General features: G+C 62.1%; 20 protein-coding genes. 8 read left to right on the forward strand and 12 right to left on the reverse strand.

The genetic code is table 11. The features are described 5' to 3' along the window. Position 1 precedes the first annotated feature (1 nt). Together LC531_RS22570 and LC531_RS00100 are read right to left on the reverse strand one after the other, a co-directional pair. Positions 2–127, reverse strand: a complete 126-nt coding sequence (locus tag LC531_RS22570; RefSeq protein ID WP_262903247.1) for a hypothetical protein — start codon at positions 125–127, stop codon at positions 2–4. 194 nt (positions 128–321) lie between these two features. Further along, a complete protein-coding gene (locus tag LC531_RS00100; protein ID WP_223648286.1) occupies positions 322–6,927 on the reverse strand; it encodes a polyketide synthase in 6,606 nt (2,201 codons plus the stop codon). 322 nt (positions 6,928–7,249) lie between these two features. On the opposite strand from LC531_RS00100, the gene LC531_RS00105 reads away from it, so the two are divergent. The 5 genes from LC531_RS00105 to queG all read left to right on the forward strand — a co-directional run bounded on the left by LC531_RS00105 (position 7,250) and on the right by queG (position 10,463). Beyond that, positions 7,250–7,615, forward strand: a complete 366-nt coding sequence (locus LC531_RS00105) for an HIRAN domain-containing protein (protein ID WP_223648287.1) — start codon at positions 7,250–7,252, stop codon at positions 7,613–7,615. Positions 7,616–7,720: 105 nt separating this feature from the next. Then, on the forward strand, positions 7,721–8,773 hold the full coding sequence (gene ruvB, locus LC531_RS00110; RefSeq protein ID WP_223648288.1) for a Holliday junction branch migration DNA helicase RuvB: 1,053 nt from the start codon (positions 7,721–7,723) through the stop codon (positions 8,771–8,773). Between the two features lie 87 nt (positions 8,774–8,860). Beyond that, on the forward strand, positions 8,861–9,100 hold the full coding sequence (locus LC531_RS00115) for a hypothetical protein (RefSeq protein WP_223648289.1): 240 nt from the start codon (positions 8,861–8,863) through the stop codon (positions 9,098–9,100). Beyond that, complete coding sequence (locus LC531_RS00120) at positions 9,097–9,498, forward strand: type II toxin-antitoxin system VapC family toxin (RefSeq protein WP_223648290.1); 402 nt, start codon at positions 9,097–9,099, stop codon at positions 9,496–9,498. Before LC531_RS00115 ends, LC531_RS00120 begins: the two co-directional genes overlap by 4 nt. Continuing rightward, positions 9,498–10,463, forward strand: coding sequence for a tRNA epoxyqueuosine(34) reductase QueG (queG, locus tag LC531_RS00125; RefSeq protein ID WP_223648291.1), 966 nt, complete (start codon positions 9,498–9,500; stop codon positions 10,461–10,463). Before LC531_RS00120 ends, queG begins: the two co-directional genes overlap by 1 nt. Here queG and LC531_RS00130 read toward each other — a convergent pair. From LC531_RS00130 to LC531_RS00175, 10 genes are all read right to left on the reverse strand, one after another. Then, positions 10,443–10,652, reverse strand: a complete 210-nt coding sequence (locus tag LC531_RS00130) for a hypothetical protein (RefSeq protein WP_223648292.1) — start codon at positions 10,650–10,652, stop codon at positions 10,443–10,445. The two genes, queG and LC531_RS00130, sit on opposite strands and share 21 nt — an antisense overlap. A gap of 99 nt (positions 10,653–10,751) precedes the next feature. Then, positions 10,752–11,687, reverse strand: coding sequence for a ferritin-like domain-containing protein (locus LC531_RS00135; RefSeq protein ID WP_223648293.1), 936 nt, complete (start codon positions 11,685–11,687; stop codon positions 10,752–10,754). 37 nt (positions 11,688–11,724) lie between these two features. Further along, a complete protein-coding gene (locus tag LC531_RS00140; protein ID WP_223648294.1) occupies positions 11,725–12,489 on the reverse strand; it encodes a ferritin-like domain-containing protein in 765 nt (254 codons plus the stop codon). Between the two features lie 35 nt (positions 12,490–12,524). Further along, on the reverse strand, positions 12,525–13,247 hold the full coding sequence (locus tag LC531_RS00145) for a ferritin-like domain-containing protein (RefSeq protein ID WP_223648295.1): 723 nt from the start codon (positions 13,245–13,247) through the stop codon (positions 12,525–12,527). Positions 13,248–13,409: 162 nt separating this feature from the next. Continuing rightward, a complete protein-coding gene (locus LC531_RS00150; RefSeq protein WP_223648296.1) occupies positions 13,410–14,252 on the reverse strand; it encodes a ferritin-like domain-containing protein in 843 nt (280 codons plus the stop codon). Between the two features lie 30 nt (positions 14,253–14,282). Continuing rightward, positions 14,283–15,032 carry a ferritin-like domain-containing protein gene (locus LC531_RS00155; RefSeq protein ID WP_223648297.1) on the reverse strand — a complete coding sequence of 250 codons (750 nt, stop codon included), beginning with the start codon at positions 15,030–15,032 and terminating at the stop codon, positions 14,283–14,285. A 230-nt stretch (positions 15,033–15,262) separates the two neighbouring features. Then, on the reverse strand, positions 15,263–16,273 hold the full coding sequence (locus LC531_RS00160; RefSeq protein ID WP_223648298.1) for a ferritin-like domain-containing protein: 1,011 nt from the start codon (positions 16,271–16,273) through the stop codon (positions 15,263–15,265). Positions 16,274–16,315: 42 nt separating this feature from the next. Then, positions 16,316–17,077: a ferritin-like domain-containing protein gene (locus LC531_RS00165; RefSeq protein ID WP_223648299.1), complete on the reverse strand. Its 762-nt coding sequence runs from the start codon at positions 17,075–17,077 to the stop codon at positions 16,316–16,318. 292 nt (positions 17,078–17,369) lie between these two features. Beyond that, positions 17,370–18,197, reverse strand: coding sequence for a ferritin-like domain-containing protein (locus LC531_RS00170; protein ID WP_223648300.1), 828 nt, complete (start codon positions 18,195–18,197; stop codon positions 17,370–17,372). A gap of 33 nt (positions 18,198–18,230) precedes the next feature. Continuing rightward, positions 18,231–18,980, reverse strand: a complete 750-nt coding sequence (locus tag LC531_RS00175) for a ferritin-like domain-containing protein (protein ID WP_223648301.1) — start codon at positions 18,978–18,980, stop codon at positions 18,231–18,233. 331 nt (positions 18,981–19,311) lie between these two features. Here LC531_RS00175 and LC531_RS00180 point away from each other — a divergent pair, with 331 nt between their 5' ends. The 3 genes from LC531_RS00180 to LC531_RS00190 all read left to right on the forward strand — a co-directional run bounded on the left by LC531_RS00180 (position 19,312) and on the right by LC531_RS00190 (position 22,681). After that, positions 19,312–20,760: a BatD family protein gene (locus LC531_RS00180; RefSeq protein ID WP_223648302.1), complete on the forward strand. Its 1,449-nt coding sequence runs from the start codon at positions 19,312–19,314 to the stop codon at positions 20,758–20,760. A 139-nt stretch (positions 20,761–20,899) separates the two neighbouring features. Further along, complete coding sequence (gene aroC / locus LC531_RS00185; protein ID WP_223648303.1) at positions 20,900–21,979, forward strand: chorismate synthase; 1,080 nt, start codon at positions 20,900–20,902, stop codon at positions 21,977–21,979. Positions 21,980–22,078: 99 nt separating this feature from the next. Next, complete coding sequence (locus tag LC531_RS00190) at positions 22,079–22,681, forward strand: NifU family protein (protein WP_223648304.1); 603 nt, start codon at positions 22,079–22,081, stop codon at positions 22,679–22,681. Positions 22,682–22,757: the final 76 nt, after the last annotated feature.

Here is a 22,757-nt window from a genome sequence, read left to right on the forward strand (position 1 = left end):
GCTAAGCGGCGAACGCGGTGAGGCGAATAAACAAAGCCTTGTCAGACTGTTGATTAAGTAGCGCGGGTAGCAGGATACACCTATCCGATAACTCGGCGGCTAGAATAAAAGTATTAGTAAAAGTCATGTAATAATGAAATAAGTACACTGATAAAAACTAAATGTGCGCTTGCTGGCCCTATGTAGCCCGGCAGCCGGCGAAGCCGACCGTAGCGAAGAGCTTGCAGTCGGCAATTTGGGGTGGAGCATTAAGAAAAAATCAATTACCTGGAAAATAATAAATTAAAGAAAGTAACGAGAAATAAGTGGTACTGCTGAGCGCTACGCCGGAGCCAGTTGCACATAGCGCCCCGGCCGCTGGGGGTCGCTCATAAACCAGGCGGGGTTACCACCTGCGTCGCGGCCCAGGCGGGCTCCCGGCAGGGGCGGCTGGTTCAGGGCCGCGAGTTGGTGCTCTACGGGAGCCACGGTGGATAACGGCGTGGCGGGCAAAAAGCCGACTGCCACCAGCTCGTCGAGGCTGCTCGTGAAGGCCGCTACCACCCGCTGCACGTCGGCCGCGGTGTGCGCCTCGGTGAGAAAGCACGGGAAGTTATCCCAGATGTGCACGCCTTTTTCGCGCATAAGCGTGAAGAGCAGCGTACTATACGGCAGGTCGGTGGTGAATTTTATTTTCCAGAGTGAGCCCGCGTGCACCACCGTTAGCGGGATTTGGCGCTGCTGGGCAGCCGCGTTGAGCTGCGCTGCCAGGCCGGCCGTGGTTGCGTTCAGGGTTTCCTGCAAGGCCGGGCCCTGGTCGCGCAGGTGGTGTAGCGACGCCTGAGCCGCCGCCAGCGCCAGCGGGTGGCGCACGAAGGTGCCGGCAAAGTAGGTGACGCCTACCTCGGGCACCGAGCGGTCGCCATACTGCCAGAAGCCGCCATCGAGTGCGTCCATATACGTTTTGCTGCCCGCGATGGCCCCGATGGGTAGCCCGCCGCCAATAACCTTGCCGTAGGTGGCGATGTCGGCGCGAATGCCGAAGGCGGCCTGCGCACCGCCCTGGTGCAGCCGGAAGCCGGTAATTACTTCGTCAAAAATAAGGGCTGTGCCAGCGGCAGCCGTTACGAGGCGTACTTCTTTTAAGAATTCAACTGGCTGAAAATCAGGCCGGCGGCTTTGAATAGGCTCGACCAGTACGGCGGCTAGCTCATGGGCGCGCTCCATGATGATGCGCAAGCTCTCCTCGGTGCCGTAGTCCAGGATGAGCATGTTTTGCACGGCTTCGGGCATAATACCCGGTGCGGCCGGGCGCGACTTCAGCTGCCGGGTGCCGCGCACGATAACCTCGTCATTAATGCCGTGGTAGGAACCCGTGAAGGCCACTACCAGCGAGCGCCCCGTGACAGTGCGGGCCATGCGCAAGGCCCCCAGCACGGCCTCCGAGCCGGTGTTGCAGAGGGCGGCCCGGTCGTGGCACGTCAGCTCGCACATAAGCTGGCACACCTCGCCGGCCAGCGCGTGCTGCGGTCCCACTTCGTAGCCGCGCTCAATCTGAGCGTGCAGGGTGGTCTTAATAAACTCGGGCTGGTAGCCAAACATCGACGAGCCGAAGCCATTAAGCGCGTCCACGTACTCGTTGCCGTCCAGGTCCCAGAGCCGGCTGCCGGCCGAGCGGTCCACCACCAGCGGGTAGGTCAGCTCCTTGAGCAGCGGCGTGAAACCGGTTACTACCCGCGGGTCGGCCATGTGGGCGCGGTGCTGCTGGGCGTAGGCCTTGCTGGCGCTGGTTTTCTGGGTGTAGCGCCGGGTAAACTGGTTGAGAAAATCCTGTTGGCGCGGCGCAAGCGCCGTAGTTGCCTGTCGCTCGATGCGGGCCGTGGCCCCGAACGGCTTGGCGTGCTCCACAGCCTCGGCGGCCGTTAGCTCCGACATGGGCGCGCCGGGAGGGGGTAGGGCGACCGGCGCAGTGCCTGCGGCCGCGGGTAAAGCGCTTGCCCCTACGTGCTGCAAGTGGGCTACTTGCTGCGCTAGCTGCTGAAGCTGGGCGGCGAGCAGGCTCAGCGTGGGGTCGGCGACGGGATTGGCTATGGGCGGAGGGGGTAGGGCGGGCGTAGCCACCGGCGTGCGGGGCGCAGGGTCGGCGGGCAGCTGCACATCCAGGTAGGCGGCCAGGTCGGCGGGCGTGGCCAGCGTTTCGCTCAGCTGCCGAAAGGTAACGGGCACGTTGAATTCCTTCTTGAGCGTCAGAGCCACCTGGGTGAGCAGCAGCGAATCGAGCCCCAGCTCCAGAAACGTGTGGTTGGCTTGGCTGGGCGCTAGCTCCACGTCGGCCGCATCGGTCAGGATGGCCGCGATTTTTTGCAACAGTACGGGTTGTCTCATAGGGAGGTTGGGAGAAATAGGTAGGGTAGGGGTAACAGCAATGGGGGTCGAAACTAGGGTAGGTACCACGGCCGCGGGTGCCACTGGCTCTGGCGCGGCGGCCGGCTCCAGCCAGCAGCGTACGCGGTCGAAACTGGTAGTAGGCAGCCGGAGCTTTTGCCGCCCCTGGCCCGCGTAAAAAGCGTGCCAATCGGGTTCGAGCCCGTGCAGCCAGAGCTGGCCGAGCGCACTCAGCAGGCTTTGATAAGCCGTTTTTTCCAGCGCGGCCGAAGGCAGGCTGGCCAGCACCGCGTGGGGCCGGCCGGCGGCCTGCTGCCGCACCAGCGCCGTGAGGGTTGCGCCCGGCCCCACTTCCAGCAGTAGCGGATTGTTCTCGCCTAAAAGCGTGTCGAGCGCGTCGGCAAACAGCACGGGCTGGCGCAGCTGTCTGGCCCAGTAGGCGGGGTCGGTGGCCTGGGCATCGGTCAGCCAGGTGCCGGTTAGGGTCGAAACAATGGGCAGTTGCGGGGCGGCCAGCGGCACTTCGGCCAGCAATAACGACAGGGCTGCCCCGGCCGGCTCCATCTGGCGCGAGTGGAAAGCGTGGCTGGTGGCCAGTGGCCGGCTCGGAATGCCCTGCTCAGCCAGCGCGGCGGCGAAGGCGGCTATCTCGTCGGCTGGTCCCGCCACTGCCACGGCCTTGGGGCCGTTCACGGTCGCCAGGTCGAGGCCGGGGGGTAGCAGGGTAGCAAGCTGGGCGATGCTGGCGCGCACGGCCAGCATCTGGCCGGCGGGCAGCTCACTGATTAACCGGGCGCGGGCAGCCACCAGCCGCAGGCTATCGGGCAGGGTAAAGATGCCCGCCAGGCAGGCCGCTACCAGCTCACCCAAGCTGTGTCCGCACAGGGCCGTAGGCCGCACGCCCCAGCTCAGCCACAGCTGCGCCAGCGCATACTCGGTCACGAACAGCACCGGCTGGGTGTAGCGCGTATTTTGCAGGCGCGCCGTCAGTTCCGGAGTAACCCCGCCGTCAGCTGGGTACAGCAGTTGGCGAATATCAAAGCCTAGCCACTCAGCTAATAGCCCCGCGCACTCGTCCACGGTAGCCCGAAAAACCAACTCATTTTCGTACAGTTCGCGGCCCATGTTCACATATTGCGCGCCCTGGCCCGGAAACAGAAAAGCCACGCTACCCGGCAATTGCGTGAGCGTGTGGGCCGCCGGCTCCGCCGCGCGCAATTCGTCTGGCGCGGCCGCCACCACGAAGCGGCGCTCAGCCAGCGGCGCGCGGGTGGTTTGCAGGGTAAAAGCCACATCGGCCAGCGCCGCGCTGGGGTTCTTTTCCAGCCAGCCAATCAGCCGCTGCTGGTAGGCGGCGGCGGCGCTAGTTGAGTGGGCCGCCCAGGTCACGAGCTGCGCGGGCCGACTCAGCGCCGCGGGGGGGGTAAGGCGTACGGCCGGGGCTTCCTCGATGACTACGTGCACGTTGGTGCCGCCCACCCCAAACGAGCTGATGCCCGCCCGGCGCGGCGTGCCCGCCACTACCGGCCAGCCGCGCAGCGCGGCATTCACCACGAACGGGCTGTGGGCCAGGTCCAGGTGCGGGTTGGGCGCGGTATAATGCAGGGAAGCCGGCAGCTGCTGGTGTTGCAGCGCCAGCAGCGTTTTTATCAGGCCCGCCACGCCGGCCGCCGCCGTGAGGTGGCCCAGGTTGCTCTTCACGGAGCCCAGCGCGCAGCTGCCCGGCGCGGCCTCCGGCCCGAAAGCCAGGCGCAAACCCTCTAGCTCGATGGGGTCGCCGAGGGGAGTCGCGGTGCCGTGAGCCTCCACGTAGCTGAGGGTGGCGGCGGCCACGCCGCCATCGGCCAGGGCCGCCCCAATGGCGGCGGCTTGCCCTGCGGCGCTCGGGGCCGAAAAGCTGCCCTTGTCACGGCCATCATTCGCAATCCCTACCCCCTTGATAACACCGTATATCACGTCGCCGTCGCGCTGGGCGGCGGCCAGCGGCTTGAGCAGCACTACGCCCGCGCCATCGCTGAAGACCGTGCCCTGCGCCCGCGCATCAAACGGCCGGCAGTGACCATCGGGGCTCAGCATGGCCCCCTCTTGGTAGAGGTAGCCGCTGCGCACCGGCGAAGTAATGCTAACGCCGCCCGCCAGCGCCACCTCGCACTGCCCGGCCCGCAGGCTGTGCACGGCCTGCGCCACGGCCAGCAGGGAGGTCGAGCACGCCGAATACACGCCCACGCTCGGCCCGCGCAAATCCAGGGTGTACGACACGCGCAGGGCCAGGTAGTCCTTCTCGTTCACGGTCATCACCTGAAACTCGCCCAGCTGGTCCACGGCGGTCGGGTTAGCCCGCACGTTGTGCTGATAATAAGTATTGTTGCCGCTGCCCGCAAACACGCCCACCCGGCCCGCGTAGTGCGCCGGCAGGTAGCCGCTCTGCTCCAGCGCCTCCCAGGCTATTTCCAGAAACACCCGCTGCTGCGGGTCCATCGCCGCCGCTAGCCGGGGGTTCAGCTTGAAAAAGGCCGGGTCAAAGTCCTCGGCGTGGTCCAGAATGCCCCGTGCCCGCACGTAGCGCGGGTCGCGGCGCAGGGCATCCGGCACGCTCGCATCCAGCTCTGCTTCGGTAAAAAACCGGGTGGTTTCGCGGCCTTCGCGCAGCACGTCCCACAGCTCCTCCACCGTATTAGCCCCCGGAAAGCGCCCCGCCATGCCAATCACGGCCACGTCCTTATCAGGATTAATTTTTTGATTGGCAGCCGCTTGCGCCGAAACGAGGGGGGTAGGGCCGGCTTCTGGCCGGTCCAGGTAGGCTGCCGCGCCCGCCACGGTAGGATACTGATACAGCTTGGTAACGGGCAGCCGGTGGCCAAACTCAGCCTCCAGCCGCGCCACGGCTGCCTGGGCCAGCAGCGAGGTGCCGCCTAGCTCAAAAAAATTGTCGGTTGCGCCCACCGCGTCCAGGCGCAGCAGCGGGGCCCACACCGCCGCCAGGTGGCGCTCGGTGGCCGTGCGCGGGGCCTGGTAGGGGGTGCCCAGCGCTGCCCGCGCCTGCGTAGCCGGGGCCGGCAGCGCCAGCCGGTTTATCTTGCCACTGCTCGTTTTGGGGAACTCGGCCAGCAGCACGAAGGTGGCGGGTAGCATATAATTGGGCAGCACCTGGGCCGCCGCCCGGCGCAGCGTGGCCGGCGTAGTCAGGGCAGTATCAGTTGGTATAATATACGCTACTAGCTCTTTCGGGCCTTGCTCAGCTTGCCAGGCGGCCACGGCCACCTGCCCTACCCCCGGTAGGGTGGCTAGTAGCGCTTCCACTTCGCCCAGCTCCACGCGGTGGCCCCGGATTTTCACCTGACCGTCCTCCCGACCCAGAAACTCTAGGTTGCCATCGGGGAGCCAGCGTGCCAAGTCGCCGGTGCGGTATAGGCGCACCGGCGGCCCGGCGGGCGGGGTCCAGGTGATGAATTTTTCGGCGGTGCGGGCCGGCTGGTTCAGGTAGCCTTCGGCCAGGCCCGCGCCGCTAATGCACAACTCGCCCACCGCGCCGGGGGCGGCCAGCTGCTGGTCGGGCGCAAGTAGATATAGCTCCGTATCATCAATAGCTTGGCCGATGGACGGCAGCCGGGGCCAGCCCGCAGGGTCGCCGGTTAGCGCCAGCTGCGTCACCACGTGCGTTTCGGTGGGGCCATATTGATTGTAGAGCGTGCAGCCGGGTAGGGCCGTGCAGAAGGCCGCCAGTTGGGGCGTTATCTTCAATTGCTCGCCGGCGGTCATTATTTCCGTCAGGCTCGCCGGAAACTGCTGGCGGCTCACCGCTAGCTCGGCCAGGTGCTGCAAGGCTACAAAAGGCAAGAAAACCCGGTTAATCTGCTCTTGCTCCACTACGTCGAGTAGCGCGCTCAGGTCCAGGCGCTGGGTTTCGTCCAGCAGTACCAGCGTGCCGCCGGTGCTGAGGGTCGCGGCTATTTCCTGAAAAGAAACGTCGAAGCTGAGCGGCGCGAATTGTAGCGTGCGCGTGCCCGGCCCCGCCGCCGAGTAGGCATTTTGCCAGCGCACCAGGTTGGCCAGCGCGGCCGGTCCCATGCCCACGCCCTTGGGCTCACCAGTGGAGCCTGACGTGTACAGCACGTATGCCAGCGGCCCCAGCTGGGGCGAGGGTATTAGCTCGGTGGGGGGGGGGTAGGCTGGGCATAAGTCGTTACAGAGCAGCACGCGCAGGCCCAAGCCCGTAAATAAGTCGGCCTGCTCGGGCGGCGCTAGGCAGTAGCGCAGGTCCGCGTTCGCCACCATCCGGCCCAGGCGGCTGGCGGGATAGGCGGGGTCCAGGGGCACGTAGGCTTTGCCCGCCCGCAAAATGGCCAGCACCCCGATTATCATTTCCACGCCGCGCGTGGTACTGATGCCAATTAGATTGCTATCAGCGGCTTGCCCGAGCAGGTTCGCGCTGAGCCGGACTACTCGCTCCGCCAGCTCCGCGTAGCTAACGATGCGCGGCCCAGCTTTAATGGCGACGTTACGCGGGAATAACGTTCCGCTTTGTTCAAGCAGATATTGAAGTTCTGGTAAGTTGGCTGGCATAGCAAGGAAGGAGAGTAGGTAGCGTTTTCAATCTGAAAGATAAGCAATTGGTAGCAGCTGGCAAAAAGCGTGCGGGCTTTGGCCTGATAACCCACGCAAAGAGAACCAAACGGCTGCCTCCCTGGAGTTGGCGTAGCTAAAGTTTTAGCCAATCGGGCAGATTTACGGCATGAACGAGGTAATTAACGGGTCGAAAAAATAGTGCCAATGGCTAGCCCAGCCGGCTCGCATCTTCGCTACGCCAGTGGCCGGCACTGCCCAACTGGTGAGAACTCGCCGCGCCGCCAACTCAAACATGCGGCCCGCACCGTAATTTGGCCGCATGAAGAACCCAGCCGCCGCTGTCGTGGGCACTGCCACTACGCCCCTCGTGTTACTGGAATGCCTCGTCGCGGGCACTTCGCACCGCCCCGAGCTGCCCGTTCAGGAAAAAAAGCTGAAGGTGGGCCAGGCCCTGCGCCTAGAGCGCGAGGCCGATAGCAAGTATGACGACTGGGCCGTGAAAGTTCACTCTGGCCCCGCCACAGACAAAAGCAGCGTCTGGCTCGGCTACCTGCCCGAAACCCGCAACGAAACCGTGGCCCGCCTACTCGATGCCGGCTACCCCCTCAGTGCCCGCCTGGCCCACAAAGCCTGGGAAGACGACTGGCTGCACCTCGAAATTGAGGTGTTGCTACCGCGGGAGTAGATTGGTTTTTAGCGCGCGGCCGGGAGCTTTTTGCTAACTAATTTGGTTAGTCTGCTACCCGGTTGCGGGTAGTATTCAACAAGCAGCCCTCCACCCCTCAGCCCTATGCGCGAAGCCTATCTCACCGGCGGCAACGAACAGTTTGATGCCACCGATAAAGACATTGACAAGGCCCTGCGGCCGCTGAGTTTCAGCGATTTCACGGGCCAGGACAAGATTCTGGAAAACCTCAAGGTGTTTGTGGCCGCCGCCAAACAACGCGGCGATGCCCTCGACCACGTGCTGCTGCACGGCCCCCCCGGCCTGGGCAAAACCACGCTCTCGCACATCATCGCCAACGAGCTGGGCGCAGGCATTAAGATGACCAGTGGCCCGGTGCTCGATAAGCCCTCCGACCTGGCTGGCCTGCTCACCAACCTGGAGCCGCACGACGTGCTCTTCATCGATGAGATTCATCGCCTCAACCCCGTGGTGGAAGAATATCTCTACTCGGCGATGGAGGATTACCGCATCGACATCATGCTCGACTCGGGACCTAATGCCCGCTCGGTGCAGATTTCGCTGTCGCCCTTCACGCTCATTGGGGCTACCACGCGCTCGGGAATGCTCACGGCTCCGTTGCGCGCGCGCTTTGGCATCGCGGCCCGCCTGGAGTACTATGATTCCAAGCTGCTCACGACCATCGTGTTGCGCTCGGCCGAAATATTGCAGACGCCCATTCACGAGGACGCGGCCTACGAGATTGCGCGGCGCTCGCGGGGCACGCCCCGCATCGCCAACAACCTGCTGCGCCGCACCCGCGACTTCGCCCAAATCAAGGGCAACGGCACCATCACGGTCGAGATTGCGCAGTTTGCCCTGAATGCGCTCGACGTGGACGCCCGCGGCCTCGACGATATGGATAAGCGCATCCTGACCACCATTATCGACAAGTTTAAGGGTGGCCCGGTGGGTATCAGCACCATTGCCACGGCCTGCGGCGAAGAGGGCGAAACCATTGAGGAAGTCTACGAGCCCTTCCTCATTCAGGAGGGCTACATCAAGCGCACGGCGCGGGGTAGGGAAGCCACGGAGGCCGCTTATCAGCACCTGGGCCGCCTGCTGCCCAATCACTTGCGCGGTAACAACGGCGACCTGTTTGGGGAAATAACGCAGTAGTATTATCCGCTAGTTTAGCGAAGAAATAGGAAAAGGAACGCGCCGCAGTTAGTGGCGCGTTTTTGTTTTTAAACGTACCTTTCAACAATGGAAACTTTGCAGCTAGTGAAAGAAATCGAGTGCTTGCCGGACGAGGCCAAATTGAAAGTGGAGGAGTTGGTACTCGAATTAAAGCTGCGCTACAGCCGGCAAACGCCACTTACAGAAGAAGAACTAACACGCTGGGCCGACCCCGAAGTGTTTGGGATGTACGCCGACCGCGAGGACATGCGCGACAGTACGGCCTACATTAGAAAGTTGCGGGACGAGCAATGGGGCGCAAAATGAGTGACTTTTTTTGCGTTGATACGGATGCACTGATTGATTTCCAACGGGGCGACCAAATAGCGTTGCGCGAATTGGCTTACCTGGAAAGGGCTGCGCCGCTGTCGGTCAGCGCAATTGTGCGCATGGAGTTGATAATTGGTAGTTCCAACCGGGAGTTTTTGCAACGCACTGAAAAGCTGCTCAAGCGCTATCAACTGCTGCCGTTAGAGGCCGAAATCGGCGCGTTGGCTGACTGCTGGCTACTTGGTTTCAGCCTGGGCAAAGGGCTGCGTCTGGCTGACGCACTTATTGCCGCTACGGCGGTCCACCACGCTGCGCCCCTGCTTACTAAAAACCAGCGCGACTTTTACTTCATCCCCGGCCTGAAACTGCTGCCCTACCCCGGCACGCCCGCCTGATGCTGCTGCACGCCGAATGGACGCCCTACATCAAGCGCCGGGCCGCCGAGCTAGGCTTCATGGCCTGCGGCATTTCTAGGGCGGAGTTTCTGGAAGACGAAGCGCCGCGCCTCGAAAACTGGCTGAAAAAGGGAATGCACGGGCAAATGAGCTGGATGGAAAACCACTTCGACAAGCGCCTCGACCCGCGCCGGCTCGTGGATGGGGCCAAGTCGGTGATTTCACTGCTGCTTAATTACTACCCCCCCACCGAGGCGCAGCAGCCCGCCGATACGCTGCAAATCAGCAAGTATGCCTACGGGCGCGACTACCACTTCGTCATCAAAGACAAGCTCAAAACGCTGCTGGCTGATATGCAGGCCAATATTGGCGAGGTGGGCGGGCGCTGCTTCGTAGACTCGGCCCCGGTGCTGGACAAAGCCTGGGCCAAGCGCGGCGGGCTGGGGTGGGTAGGAAAAAACTCCAACCTCATCACGCCCGGCGCGGGCTCATTCTACTTCATTGCCGAGCTAATTGTGGACGTGGAATTGGCCTACGACGGGGCCATCCGCGATTACTGCGGCACCTGCACCAAGTGCCTCGACGCCTGCCCCACGCAGGCCATTACCGAGCCCTACGTGGTGGATGGCAGCAAGTGCATCAGCTACTTCACCATTGAGCTAAAAGACCAGCTGATACCCCAAAACGTGGCCGGGCAGCTTGGCAACTGGGTGTTCGGCTGCGACATCTGCCAGGATGTATGTCCCTGGAACCGCTTTTCTAAGCCTACACAGGAAGCTCAATTTCAACCCAACGAAAAGCTGAAGGAGCTGTCGGTCAGTGACTGGCAGGAGATTACCCACGAAGTTTTTCAGGAGTTGTTCCGGCAATCGGCGCTCAAGCGCACCGGCTACGAGGGGCTGAAGCGCAACATCCGGTTTGTAACCGGGCAGTTGCCCTCGGGCTCAGGCGCTGAGGCGGGGTAGAGGGTGCGCCTGCGAAAACACGCGCTTGAGTACGCGGCGATACAGGCGCGCAAACTGCTGGTAGCACCAGGTTTTGAAGTCGGCCAGCTCTTCGGGCAGAATAGTGCGCACGGCTTTGCGCAATTCCTTCTCGAAGAGGAGTTTACTAAAGCTCACCTTCAGTAAAATCATTTTTGCGTAGTCCAACATAGCGGGTGGGGTGGGATGGGAGGGGTAGGCCGCGAGCGCGGCTTACCCTATACGTAAACCAAAAATGGGAGTTGTGGCCGACTGCCACCCGTTTTTTGGCTATAAAAACAGCTTGGCCGGATTGCCCTGAGCCACAAATTGTAGCGCGATAGCTTTCACCGACTTGCCATCCAGCGGCTCATCAAAAGCCTCGCTGGCCACATACTTTGTTATTTGTAATTTATCACTAAGCGCTACTGTATTCACGAGTAAGTCGAGCTGAGCCTGCGTAGTATTGTCTTCGGCTGGGTAGGCGGGGGTAGTGGCCGTGGCCTGCGCGCCGGGGCCGTAAATAGCTGCCGTGACTGCCGGCACCGGCCCGCCGCCCTCCTGCTCCGACACCCAGCTTTTAGGGAGGCTGTCGGCTGGCCCGCCGCCGTCGGCCCCGGCCACGCCTACCCCCCCCCGCCGCATCGTACGGATGTGCGAGGCGTGGCGCGCCTGCACCGTGTGGATGCCCAGCACGGTGCGTTGCTCGGCTTGGTTGCCAATGAGGGTGGCCAAGGCCGTTTTGTAGGCGCGCACGCTTAAGTCTTCCAGTACCTGCGCCAGCGCCAGGAAGCTCGGCGCGTCGGCAAAAGGCGTGAGCTGGCCAACGGCGGTATAGTCAAAACTCGTAGCTTGGGCAACTGCGGTGGTCGCCAGGCCCAGGTCGGCCTGCAGCGTGGTCAGGTGTGCTTGCTCGTCGGCCATAATGGCCAGCAGGGCCGCCTGGTCGTTGCCCGCAAACAGGGCCACCCCTTGCTGATACAGATACAGTTGCAGGTAGCCCAGCTGCACCACCAGCGTTAGCGCGTCGGTGGCCGGGCCAGAGAGGGTAGCAGCCTGCGCGGCGGCCCGGCGCGGCAGGCCGCTGAGCAGGCCCGGCAGGGCGGCCCCCGCCACGGCCCGCCCCGCGCCGCCCAGGTAGCGCACCAGCTGCCGGCGCGAGCCTAGCTGCGCCGCTGCCCCGGCATCGAGCCGCGCTAAGCCGGCAAAAAGCTGTACTAGCTTCATGGTGGATAAGTTGTTGGGATAAAAGCCGGGGGTGGAGCTACATGAGCCGAACGGCCGTCAGCTGCGAGTCGGCGGCCAGGTAGGCGTTCAGGGTGGGAAGTAGGGAGGCGGGCAACTGCACTTTTTCCTGGTGCGTGTCGGGGGCAATGATATCGGGGCCGATGAAGTAGGCCGCGCCCAGGCTGGCATCGTCGGCCAGCCGCAGGTCGCGCAAGAGAGCCGCGTGCCGGGCCTCGACCGACGTGATTTTGCTCAGTAGCGTAAGGTAGGCCGCCGATACGCAGTACGGCGCGGCCCCGTTGCAGACGGCCACGCCCAAGTCTTCCAGCTGTTGGGCCGCCTGCCAGATACCGGGCCGGGCCGAGCCGGCGGGGGTAGCCAGGGTCGTCACGTCTACTTTATCGGTCAGCGGCATCAGGGTCAGCGGCCGCAGGGCATTAGAGGCCAGCACCGAGCGCAGGAAATCGAGGTGGAGGCGCTCGTGCCGCACTAGGTCGCTCAGAATCTGGTAGTTGGCCGAGGTAGCAGATAGCGCGGTATAGTAGCTGCCCGCCACCACCTGGGCGTAGAAAGCGGTCTCCACCTGCTTGAGGGCGAATACCAGGTTCAGGGCCCCGACGTCGCCGGCCCCTACGTCGGTAGTAGCGGGGGTAGCCCCATTTTTGGCGCAGCCCGCCACTACCAGCGCCGCCGTGCCAGCCGTGGCCCCGGCATACCGCAGAAAACCCCGCCGCCGCATGGGCGGTAGGAAGCTAAGCAGCGGAGCAGGAAAGCCGGCCGCGGCCAGGGGCGGAATAGGCATAGAGCAGGGAAGAAAAAGGATGCGTCGGTAGCCGGCTAGTACAGGCCCGTTACGTCGAGCGTGGAGCCGGGTGCCAGGAAGGTATTGAAGATGGCGGCTACTTGGCTGGGAGTTTGCGGGCGCTCCAGGCTGGTGCCTTCGGCGAGGGTTACTACATCGTTAGCAACGAAGGAGTTGGGCGTGAGCAAGTCGCGGATAAGGGCGGCGTGGCGCGCCTCGACCGATACGATTTTGGCGGCCAGCAGCAGGTAGGCGGGCACCGTAAAAAAGCGCGCTACCCCGTTGTAGGCCGCTACCCCCGTGTCTTCCAGCAGCTGGGCCGTGCTCAGCACCGCGTGGCGGTCGCCGAAATTCACCGCGCTAAAATCAACGGTTAGCACCTGAATGGGCGTGGCCTTGCCCTGGATAATCAACGCCTTGAGGAAGTCGGTATGGATGCGTTCGTGCCGGGCTATATCCGTAAAGACCTGCTGCTCGGCGCTGCCCGCCGCCAGGTTTCTGAAATAATCCCCGGCCAGCACCTGGGCGTAGAAAGCCGCTTGCAGCTGCTCTTGGGCGTAGGCGAAGTTGAGGGCCCCGGCATCGCCGCTGCCCACCTCCACCACGCCGGGTATCTGCTGGTGCTTTTTGCAGCCGGCCAGGGCCAGTGCGGCGGCCGTGGCCCCGGCGTATTTCACGAAGGAGCGCCGCCCGGCATCAACCGGCCGCGGAGGATAGTCGGCCAGCGCCGACGGCGCGGCCGAAAAAGGAATGGGCATAAAAAGTAGAGGAGAATAGAATGTAAAAGTACGCCCCAGCCAGCCCTACCCCCTTGCTGGTCATTAGCCCAGCAAGGGGGTAGGGCTGGGCGCAAAAAAACGCCGGCTCCCGTTTAAGGAACCGGCGTTTTTTGAACAGCTATTTAAAAGCCAGCGTTGGAACTAAGCCCCGATGAGCGGCATGGCAATTGCTAATACTTCCGCAGGAGTCAAAATCTCGTCAAACGCAGCGGCTACATCAGTAGCTGAGTACGTTACGCTGGGAGTAATAACACCGGCCATCGTCAGGTTGTAACCGGCTTGCGTGGTGTTGCTTTCGGGCGTAGCACCCTGGTAGGTAGCTTGTGTGTCTAGGTCGCCAGTACCGCTAATCCAAGCGGTTTGCATACGCATACCACGGATGTGAGCCGCGTGGCGCGCCTCCACCGAGTGGATACGAAGAGCTGATTCCAGTGGGTTAATCGTGCCTACACCTGGAATATTCACATCAGCGATGCCTTGCAGGTCAGTGGCGCGGCCTTTGTAGGCGCGTACACCAGTATCTTCCAGAAGCTGAGCCACTTGTAGCTGAGCTGCGAACGAAGTCAGAGTAGCGAAAACCGAGGTCTTGAAAGTGTTACCAGTTACGGGCGTACCGCCAATGCCTTGAACAACCGTCGTTAACAATGCCACGTGCGCGGTTTCATGCTTGCTGATTTGCTTAATAGCAGCTTGGTCAGCCGCCGAAGCCGTCAGGAAGAAAGGTGAAGCCTGCACTTTGTTATAAAAGTCAGCCTCCAATTGCTCCAATGTCAGCGCATAATTAAAAACGTCTACCGGGTTGCCTGCGTTGGTGCCCGCGTAGGCCTTCTGGAACATAGAAGCGAGTAGCACGGGGGTAGCGGCCAGCGCCGAGCGCTTGGCTACCGTGCCGAGCGAGGCGAACACGGCGCGGCGCGGGTTGAGGCGGTCGAGGACATCGGAGTCAACTTCGGCCAGCTGGGTAAGGATATTGAGGAAATTCATGGCGATGAGATACTTACGAGAGAGAAAGAATTACTTGCCTACCTGGCTGGCGTCGATAGTCTGCTTGACGTACTTCTGCGCGGCCGTGATAACGGCGACTGGCGTCATGGACATGTCGAGGCCGGAGGCGGGGTCTACCTGGTCGTCGGCGGCAAACGAGCCGGGGTTAAGCAGGTCACGCACGTAAGCCGCGTGGCGGGCTTCAACCGACACGATTTTGCCGGCCAGCGTGAGGTAAGCAGCGCCGTTGGCATCGGAGTTCGAAATAAGCTTACCGGCTCCGTTGTAGGCCGATACCCCCAGGTCTTCAAACGCCTTGGCTGCGCCTAGCACTCCGGCCCGCTTGGTGAAGTCGATAGAGCTGAAATCGGGCGTCAGGTCCATAATCGGCGTACCTTTGGCTACGTTGGTAATGGCCGCCTTGAAGAAATCGCGGTGGATAGCCTCGTGGGTTGCCACCTGCGTGAAGTAAGCCAGTTCGATAGGCGCGAAGTCGCTGGCCGGGGTCTTCACCACTTGCGCGTAGAACGCGGCTTCGAGTTGCTCCAGTGAGTAAGCATATTGCAGCACGCTGAGGTTGCCGTTGCCCAGGCTTACCGTGCCGGCCGCCGGCGTGGGGGTAGTGCTATCATCCTTCTTGCAACCAGCCAGCACCAGCGCGGTCGCGCCGGCCGTAGCCCCAGCGTACATGAAGAACGAGCGCCGCTTAATGGGCGTGTACAGCGGCTTTTCCAGGTCAGTCGTCTGGGGCTGCGAACTAGGGATGGTTTTGGTTGACATAAAAAAGGAAAAAGGAAAAATTGAATTGTTAGCCGAGCTACCGGGCCCCTTACGGCTGTTAGTATGGTTCAGGTTACCAGTTAGTGGATAAATCCCAAAGTTTACTTTTTTGGTGATAATGCTCCAGCTACTAATTACGACGAACCAGAGCAGGGCGGAAGCCTGGTAAGCAAAAGCGCCACTCCCCATACGGGAAGTGGCGCCTGGCTGGATTTTAGGCTCGCTAAAATTTATGCGAATAAACCCTTGGATTGGCCCAATGGCGTGATAAAATTGCGGGCAATAGCCTTCACGGCCGCAGCGTCGAGCGGCTCGTCAAAGGCCTCACTAGCAGCGGCTGTCGTGATGGTCAGGCCTGCCGGAGCAGTGGCATTGGTTTGCACATTTATGCCCGCCTGCATCACATTGTCATCAGCCGGATATTTGGTGGCATCGGTGCCCGCGGCGTACACGGCGGCCGTGAGCGGCCCGCCGGCCGGCCCACCAAGGTTAGCTACTGTTTTGGTAGGCGCTGGCCCACCATTTTCTTGCAGCGAGAGCCAGCTTTTGGGCACCAGGTTGCCGGGGCCACCAGCTTCGAGACCAACGATGCCGGTGCCATTGGTATTGGCCGTGCCCGTGCTGTAGCCCCGGCGCATCGAGCGGATGTGCGACGAGTGCCGCGCCTCTACCGAGTGAATGTTCAGGGCGGCCGTCAGGATGGCCTTGCCAGCCGTGGGGTCGCCAATGAGGTTGGCCGCGCCGCCCTTGTAGGCCCGTACGCCCGTGTCCACAAAGCCCTGCGAGGTGCCCAGGTACATGGCCGCGCTGGCAAACGGCGTTAGGTTGCCGCCGGCCGTGTAATCGTAAGAAGCGGGGGTAGGGTCAGGAATGGCCGCCGCGCCCAGCACCATTTTCAGGGCATTAATGTGGCCCTGCTCATCATCACGAATAATGCTAATGGCGTTCAGGTCATTGCCCGTGAACAAACCGCTGGTTACCCCTTGCGAGTAGTAGTAAAACTCCAGATACTCCAGGCTCAGCGCCAGGTTAAGCGTATCAATAATAATCTGGGGTAGGGCGGTCGTGGTCTGGCCGTAGGCTTTGGTAAATACCGTGCTCAGCAACGCTGGCAGGGTTGCCGCCGTTACTTTTTTGCCCAGGCCACCCATGTGTTTAAACACCTGGCGGCGCGTGTCGAACCGGTCGTACACGTCGGTGTCTACTTTGGAAATGTCGTTAAGAATCTGGAAGAAGTCCATGCTAAGATAAAAGCTAAGTTGTGGATAAAGAGAACGTTGGACTTAAACCAGGCTATTAGCCGAAACCTTAGAGCCAGCAGCTAAGAACGTATTGGCTGTCATCAACACCGTAGCCGGCGACTTCGACTGTTCCTGACGGGCGGTAGCGCTGGTTAGGCTAGGGTCAATCACGGCGTTGCCCGTTACCGTTGCGCCAGCTACCGGGCCCACAAAAGAGTTATAGGAAATCAGGTCACGGATAAGGGCCGCGTGGCGGGCCTCTACCGATACTATTTTGCCGGCCAGCGTCAGATAATCTACGTTTGTGATGAAGCGGCCCGCGCCGTTGTAGGCCTGCACGCCCAGGTCCTCAAATGCCTGCGCGGCATTCAGCACGCTGGTGCGGTCGCTGAAGGTGATGGACGAAAAATCCGGCATCAGCGCCTGAATGGCATTGCTGCCGAGCGCCGTTTTGAAAAAGTCAGCGTGAATTTTTTCGTGTAGCGCCAGGTCCGTAAAGATTTGCTTTTCAGCCGGCGTAGCGCCAGCGAAGTAGCTGCCCGTCAACACATTTGCATAGAATGCTGCTTCCAGCTGCTCCAGGGCGTAGGCGTAGTTAAGCACGCCGTAGTCGCCCGAGCCCACGTCGATAGCGCCAGGCGTGGAGTTGCTACTATCTTTTTTGCAGCCCGCCAGTACTAGGGCGGTTGCGCCGGCCGTAGCCCCGGCATACATGAAAAACGAGCGCCGCTTGATGGGCGTGTACAGTGGCTGGTCGGGGGTGGCTTCCCGCGACGGAGAATCCGGGGACAAGAGGGTAGGCATACGAAAAAGGAAAGTGGAAAAAGGAATAAAAAAGGCAGCTTGCTGGCCCGGCAGGGGGTAGGGACGCCCCACTGGCTACGAGCTTTTTGGCCTCTCTACGGAGCCGGGCGCGCCAGGGTGAAGCCAACAGCGACGGTCGCAACGGCAGCTGAAGCAGCCGGTAGTAAGTAATTATTTGATTGTCAACAAGCATCTTTTATCGTAAAGCCGAGTTAAAAAGACCAAAAAAAAAGAGGCGGCCCGCAGGCCGCCTCTTCTAGTGTCGAGCTTAGCTAAGTAGCTAGGCTAGCGTCTATTGTACCAAACCACCGGCCCGCGATTTATCCAATACTTCGGCCGGGGTCAGGGGCTCGTCGAAGGCGGCGGCCACGTCGGCCGCTTTGTACATCGAGGCCAGGCTGGTCGTCAGGTCCACGTTCGACTGGATAATGTTGGTTTCGGGGGTAGCGCCGGTGTAGGCGGGGTTGCTGGCCACATCGTCGCTGTTGCTCACCCAAGGCGTCTGGCCGCGCATCAGGCGAATGTGGGCCGCGTGGCGCGCCTCTACCGAGTGAATCTGGAGAGCCGTGGTCAGCAGCGTGACCTGGGTGGAGGCGGTCAGGCCGTTGCTGGCCCCTACCACCAACTCGGCAGCGCGGCCCTTGTAGGCCCGCACGCCGGTGTCTTCTAATACCTGGGCAATGGTGAGCAGGGCGGCGTAGCTGTTATTAGCATTAAACACCGACTGGCTGAACTGCACCGGGGCCGTAGGCGTGCCGCCCAGCGCCGAAATGGTGCCTTTGAGCAAGTTCACGTGGCCGTCTTCGTGCTGCTTTATCTTGGTGATGGCCGTGGTGGGCGCGCCGGTCGGCACCAGGCCCGAGGCAATAAACTTGGCGTAGAAATCGGCCTCCAGGTATTCCAGTGTCAGGGCGTAGTTGAGGATATCGACGGGCGAATCGGCGTTGGTGCCGGCGTAGGCTTTCTGAAACACCCCAGCCAGCAGGACGGGGGTAGCGGCCAGGGCCGTGCGCTGGGCCACCGTGCCCAGGTGCTTGAACACGGCGCGGCGCGAGTCGAAGCGGGCCAGAAAATCAGCGTCGGCCTCAGCGAGCTGGTCAATAATAGCGAAAAAATTCATACAAAGGATAGCAAAGGATAAGAAGAAAAGCGCTTAGCCGAGCTGGCTGGCATCGAGGGGTTGCACCACGTATTTCTGGATGGCCGCCACCACGGCCGAGGGCTTGAGCGGGTTCTTATCGAGGCCCGAGCTAGGGTCTACCTGGTTATCGCCGGCGAAGAAATTGTTGGGGTCGCCGGGATACAGCAGGTCGCGGATGTAGGCCGCGTGGCGGGCTTCTACCGACACTATTTTGCCGGCCAGCACCAGGTAAGCGGCATTCTTGATGAGTGCGCCCGCCCCGTTGTAGGCCTGCACGCCGGTGTCCTCAAACGCTTGGGCGGCAGCCAGCACCGTAGCCCGCTTGGTAAAGTCGATGCTCGTAAAGATGGGCGTCAGGTCCTGAATCAGTTGGCCCGATGCGTCGCGGTTGATGGCCGCCTTAAAAAAGTCGCGGTGAATAGCTTCGTGGGTAGCTACCTGCGTGAAATACGCCAGCTCACCCGTCTGGAAGTCGGCGGCCGGCGTCTTCACCACCTGCGCGTAGAAGGCGGCTTCGAGCTGCTCCAGCGCGTAGGCGTAGTTGAGAATGCCCACGTCGCCGGCCACAAATGTGACGTTGCTGCTGGTAGGGGTAGTGTTATCGTCCTTTTTGCAGCCCGCCAGCACCAGGGCCGTAGCCCCAGCCGTAGCACCGGCATACATAAAAAACGAGCGCCGCTTGATGGGCATCAGCAAAGGCTGGCCGGCGGCAGCAGGTGAAGTAGGCCGCGCGGAGTGGCCCGAGGGGGTAGGGGTAGGCATGGGCGAAAAAGTAAAACGGGTAAAATGTTGGAAGAATTTAATAAGTAAACTATAAGATAAAAGCCGGCCTCCAGGGGAGGCCGGCTTTTAATAGATAATTAATAGTAACAATAAGCTAACGTAGGCTAACATAAAGATAAAAGGGTGCTCAGGGCTGGATAAAGCCAGAAGCGGCATAACTTGGATAATGGATAGCGGGCAACTGATAAAACACCGATAACTGCCTACCAGCTTTACTGCGCTGCTGGTACTCAACTCATCTACGAACTTTGTGCCAAACTTGGATTTTTCATCAGAAAAAAAGCTATTTTTGCGGTATTATTTCAAGAAAATGTTTCATGCTGGTTGGCAATTCGTTTTTTGCCTGCTTTTCGGCCTCTCCGCCGGGGCGCAGCCGGCTCCGGTGGGCGGGGTAGCCAGCCTAGTGCCGCCCCCCGCTGCCGTGCCCCTGACCGAGCCTTTTCCGCTGGCTTTTCGGCTGCGGGGCGCGCCGCTGGCCAGCCAGCCCGATTTTCCCGAGCTGGAAGGTTTTCGCAAGGGTAAGCTCATCAAAAGCGTAACCACGCGCCTGCTGCCGGGCGGAGCCCGCCGCACCGAGCTGACCGTGACGCAGCTTTACCTGCCCTACGCCGAGGGCAGCTACGTGGTGCCGGCCTTCACGCTGACCGTGAACGGGCAGCTGTTGCATAGCCCCGGCGGCCGGGTGCGGGTGGGCGCGGCCCCGCCCAACGCCGCCGATGTGCCGCCGGGCGCGGCCGCCGTAGGCTCACTCGACCAGCTGCTGGGCCGGCCCAAGCCCAAATATTTTTACGAGCCACCCGACGCGGCTTTCCTGGCCCTGGAGGCCGACCACGAGCGCGTGTACGTGGGCCAGGGCGTGCGCGTGAGCCTATATTTCTACCTGCGGCCCGCCGACCAGGCAGTACTCAATTTCTACGATTTCAACAACCAGCTGACCGAGCTGCTGCGCCAATTGCGCCAGCCCACCACCTGGCAGGTGCCCGCTCCTGACCCTTCGCCGCTGCCCGATACCGTGCGCCAGCCAGGCCAGCCGGTGCTGCTGCGCTTCCGGTTGGCGGCCGGTACCTACTACCCCCTCACGGCCCAAGACCTGCAATTTCCGGCCCTGCACCTGACTCTGACCAAGTTTCGGCTGCTCAAAAAGCCCGCGCCGGGTGATAACGAGCGCCTGGCCATGTACAAAACGTATATGTCGGCCCCGCGGCGGGTGGCCGTGCGCGCTCTACCCCCACCGGGCGGCGTGGCAGTGGGCGACTACCTGTTGCGCGAGGCTGTGAGTCCCGCCAGCTTTCGCACCGGCGAGGCGTTCACGTACACGTTTGGGGTAGAGGGAGCCGGCAACCCGGCTGCCCTGGGGCCACCCACCCTGCGGCCCCGCGCCGGGCTGGAAATATTCGGGCCCGACTTAAAGGAGGAAGCCCTGCCGGAGGGCCGCTTTCGCAAGAGCTTTCGCTACCGGCTGGTGGCCCGCCGCGCCGGCCCGCTGCCACTAGACAGCCTCTGGCAGCTACCATTTTTCAACCCTTCGGCAAGCCGCTACGACACGCTGCGGCCCGCGTTGCGGCTGCTGGTGAGCGGCCCCAACCGCCCTACCCCTCGCGCCAACCCCGAGGCCGACCCCTTTTACAGCACCGCCCTGGCCCGCGCCGAAACCCAGCTGCAACCCCTTGACGTGTACCAGCAAGTGGGGCGCTATGCCGCTGGGTTACTGGTCGCCCTGCTCACGCTGGCCGTAGTGGGCTGGTGGCGGGCGGAGTAACTTTGCGGGTGAGCGGGGGTAGGGGGGTGAAAGGGTAGTAGTGGGGTAGGGGGCGATTGCCGCGCTGCGCTCGCAAGGCTAAATGCCCCCTACCCCCTTACCCGCTTACCCCTCAACCCTTTTACCCCCTTACCCGGCTTTGTCAAACTCTTTCGGAACGCTTTTTCGCATCACCACCTTCGGCGAGTCGCACGGAGTCGGGATTGGGGTTATTATTGACGGCTGCCCGGCGGGGCTGGCTCTGGAGCCGGCCGCCATTCAGGCGGCGCTGGATAGGCGGCGGCCGGGACAGTCGGCGCTCACTACCCCCCGCCAGGAGGCCGACCGCGTGCAGGTGCAGTCGGGCACGTTTGAGGGCCTGACCACGGGCACGCCCATCAGCCTATTCATACCTAATGCTGACCAGCGCTCCGACGATTACTCGCACATTGCCAGCGCTTACCGCCCCAGCCACGCCGACTACACCTACGATGCCAAATATGGCCGCCGCGACTACCGCGGCGGCGGCCGCAGCTCGGCCCGCGAAACGGCCGCCCGCGTGGCCGCCGGGGCCGTGGCCGCCACACTGCTGGCGCATTTTGGGGTGGAGGTGAAGGCTTACGTTTCGGCCGTGGGCGAGGTAGAAGTCGGCAAACCCTACGAGGAGCTGGACCTGAGCCTCATCGATAGTAACCCCGTGCGCTGCCCCGACGCCGCCGCCGCCGCCCGCATGGAGGCCCGCATCCGCGCCGCGCAGGCGGCCCACGACACAGTGGGGGGGGTAGTAACCGGCGTGGCTACCGGCCTGCCGCCCGGCCTCGGTGAGCCCGTGTTCGATAAGCTACCCGCCGTGCTGGGCCACGCGCTACTCAGCATAAATGCGGTGAAGGGCTTCGAGTTTGGCTCTGGATTTGAGGGGACTAAATTGCCGGGCTCCGAGCACAATGACCCCTTTTATACCGATGAAGCCGGCCATGTGCGCACTCGCACTAATCACAGCGGCGGCAGCCAGGGTGGCATCTCCAACGGCCAGGACGTGTACTTTCGGGTGGCCTTCAAGCCGGTGGCTACCATCCTGCAAACCCAGCAAACCATCAACCAGGCCGGCGAGGCGGTGGAGTTGGCGGGCCGCGGCCGCCACGATGCTTGCGTGCTGCCCCGCGCCGTGCCCATCGTAGAAGCTATGACGCAGCTCGTGCTGGCCGACTTGCTGTTGCGCGCCCGCGCCAACCGGCTTTAGAACTAAGTTTCTAATTCCTTGTTCCTAGGTTCTGGCTGCTAGTTTGTATTGAATCTAAACTAGGAGTCAGAACCTAGGAACCCTAACCAACCCCACGATATGTCTACTGTCTCCATCTACGCCGAGGCGTCGCCCAATCCTGAGAGCATGAAATTCGTGCTCAACTCTACCCTGCTGCCCGATGGCGTGAGCGTGGACTACCCTACCCTGGACGCGGCGGCCAACTCGCCCATCGCCCAAGAGCTATTCGGCTTCGACTACGTGGGCCGGGTATTCATCGCCCAAAATTTCGTCACTATCACCAAAACGCAGCCCGAGTTGGGTTGGACCAGCATCATCCCCGAACTGCGTCAGTTCATTAAGAGCTACGTGGAGGCTGGCGGCGAGCTATTTTTGGTAGACCCCGCTGCCGAGCAGAAGGCTGCCCAAGCTGCCAGCGCCGGCGACCCGACCGAGCAAAATGGTTTCACATCGCAGAAAATTATTGACCTGCTCGATAACTACGTGCGCCCCGCCGTGGAGCAGGACGGTGGCAATATCACCTTCAAGAGCTTCCACGACGGCATTGTGACCGTGAACCTGCAAGGCTCGTGCTCGGGCTGCCCCTCGGCCACGGTCACGCTGAAGTCGGGCATCGAAAACCTGCTCAAGCGCATGGTGCCCGAGGTGAAGGAAGTAGTAGCCGAAGGCATCACGGCGTAGGGCCTACCCCTCCAAAGAAAAGCGACCCGCCTGGCTAGGCGGGTCGCTTTTCTTTGGAGGGGTAGGCCCTTTTTGG

Origin of the sequence: Hymenobacter psoromatis (assembly GCF_020012125.1) — a bacterium.
GTDB lineage: Bacteria > Bacteroidota > Bacteroidia > Cytophagales > Hymenobacteraceae > Hymenobacter > Hymenobacter psoromatis.

Excerpts from the sequence above, each read along its gene's own strand:
- LC531_RS22570 (WP_262903247.1), bottom strand. The coding sequence starts at position 127 with ATGACTTTTACTAATACTTTTATTCTAGCCGCCGAGTTATCGGATAGG.
- LC531_RS00100 (WP_223648286.1), bottom strand. The coding sequence starts at position 6,927 with ATGCCAGCCAACTTACCAGAACTTCAATATCTGCTTGAACAAAGCGGA.
- LC531_RS00105 (WP_223648287.1), top strand. The coding sequence starts at position 7,250 with ATGAAGAACCCAGCCGCCGCTGTCGTGGGCACTGCCACTACGCCCCTC.
- ruvB (WP_223648288.1), top strand. The coding sequence starts at position 7,721 with ATGCGCGAAGCCTATCTCACCGGCGGCAACGAACAGTTTGATGCCACC.
- LC531_RS00115 (WP_223648289.1), top strand. The coding sequence starts at position 8,861 with ATGGAAACTTTGCAGCTAGTGAAAGAAATCGAGTGCTTGCCGGACGAG.
- LC531_RS00120 (WP_223648290.1), top strand. The coding sequence starts at position 9,097 with ATGAGTGACTTTTTTTGCGTTGATACGGATGCACTGATTGATTTCCAA.
- queG (WP_223648291.1), top strand. The coding sequence starts at position 9,498 with ATGCTGCTGCACGCCGAATGGACGCCCTACATCAAGCGCCGGGCCGCC.
- LC531_RS00130 (WP_223648292.1), bottom strand. The coding sequence starts at position 10,652 with ATGTTGGACTACGCAAAAATGATTTTACTGAAGGTGAGCTTTAGTAAA.
- LC531_RS00135 (WP_223648293.1), bottom strand. The coding sequence starts at position 11,687 with ATGAAGCTAGTACAGCTTTTTGCCGGCTTAGCGCGGCTCGATGCCGGG.
- LC531_RS00140 (WP_223648294.1), bottom strand. The coding sequence starts at position 12,489 with ATGCCTATTCCGCCCCTGGCCGCGGCCGGCTTTCCTGCTCCGCTGCTT.
- LC531_RS00145 (WP_223648295.1), bottom strand. The coding sequence starts at position 13,247 with ATGCCCATTCCTTTTTCGGCCGCGCCGTCGGCGCTGGCCGACTATCCT.
- LC531_RS00150 (WP_223648296.1), bottom strand. The coding sequence starts at position 14,252 with ATGAATTTCCTCAATATCCTTACCCAGCTGGCCGAAGTTGACTCCGAT.
- LC531_RS00155 (WP_223648297.1), bottom strand. The coding sequence starts at position 15,032 with ATGTCAACCAAAACCATCCCTAGTTCGCAGCCCCAGACGACTGACCTG.
- LC531_RS00160 (WP_223648298.1), bottom strand. The coding sequence starts at position 16,273 with ATGGACTTCTTCCAGATTCTTAACGACATTTCCAAAGTAGACACCGAC.
- LC531_RS00165 (WP_223648299.1), bottom strand. The coding sequence starts at position 17,077 with ATGCCTACCCTCTTGTCCCCGGATTCTCCGTCGCGGGAAGCCACCCCC.
- LC531_RS00170 (WP_223648300.1), bottom strand. The coding sequence starts at position 18,197 with ATGAATTTTTTCGCTATTATTGACCAGCTCGCTGAGGCCGACGCTGAT.
- LC531_RS00175 (WP_223648301.1), bottom strand. The coding sequence starts at position 18,980 with ATGCCTACCCCTACCCCCTCGGGCCACTCCGCGCGGCCTACTTCACCT.
- LC531_RS00180 (WP_223648302.1), top strand. The coding sequence starts at position 19,312 with ATGTTTCATGCTGGTTGGCAATTCGTTTTTTGCCTGCTTTTCGGCCTC.
- LC531_RS00190 (WP_223648304.1), top strand. The coding sequence starts at position 22,079 with ATGTCTACTGTCTCCATCTACGCCGAGGCGTCGCCCAATCCTGAGAGC.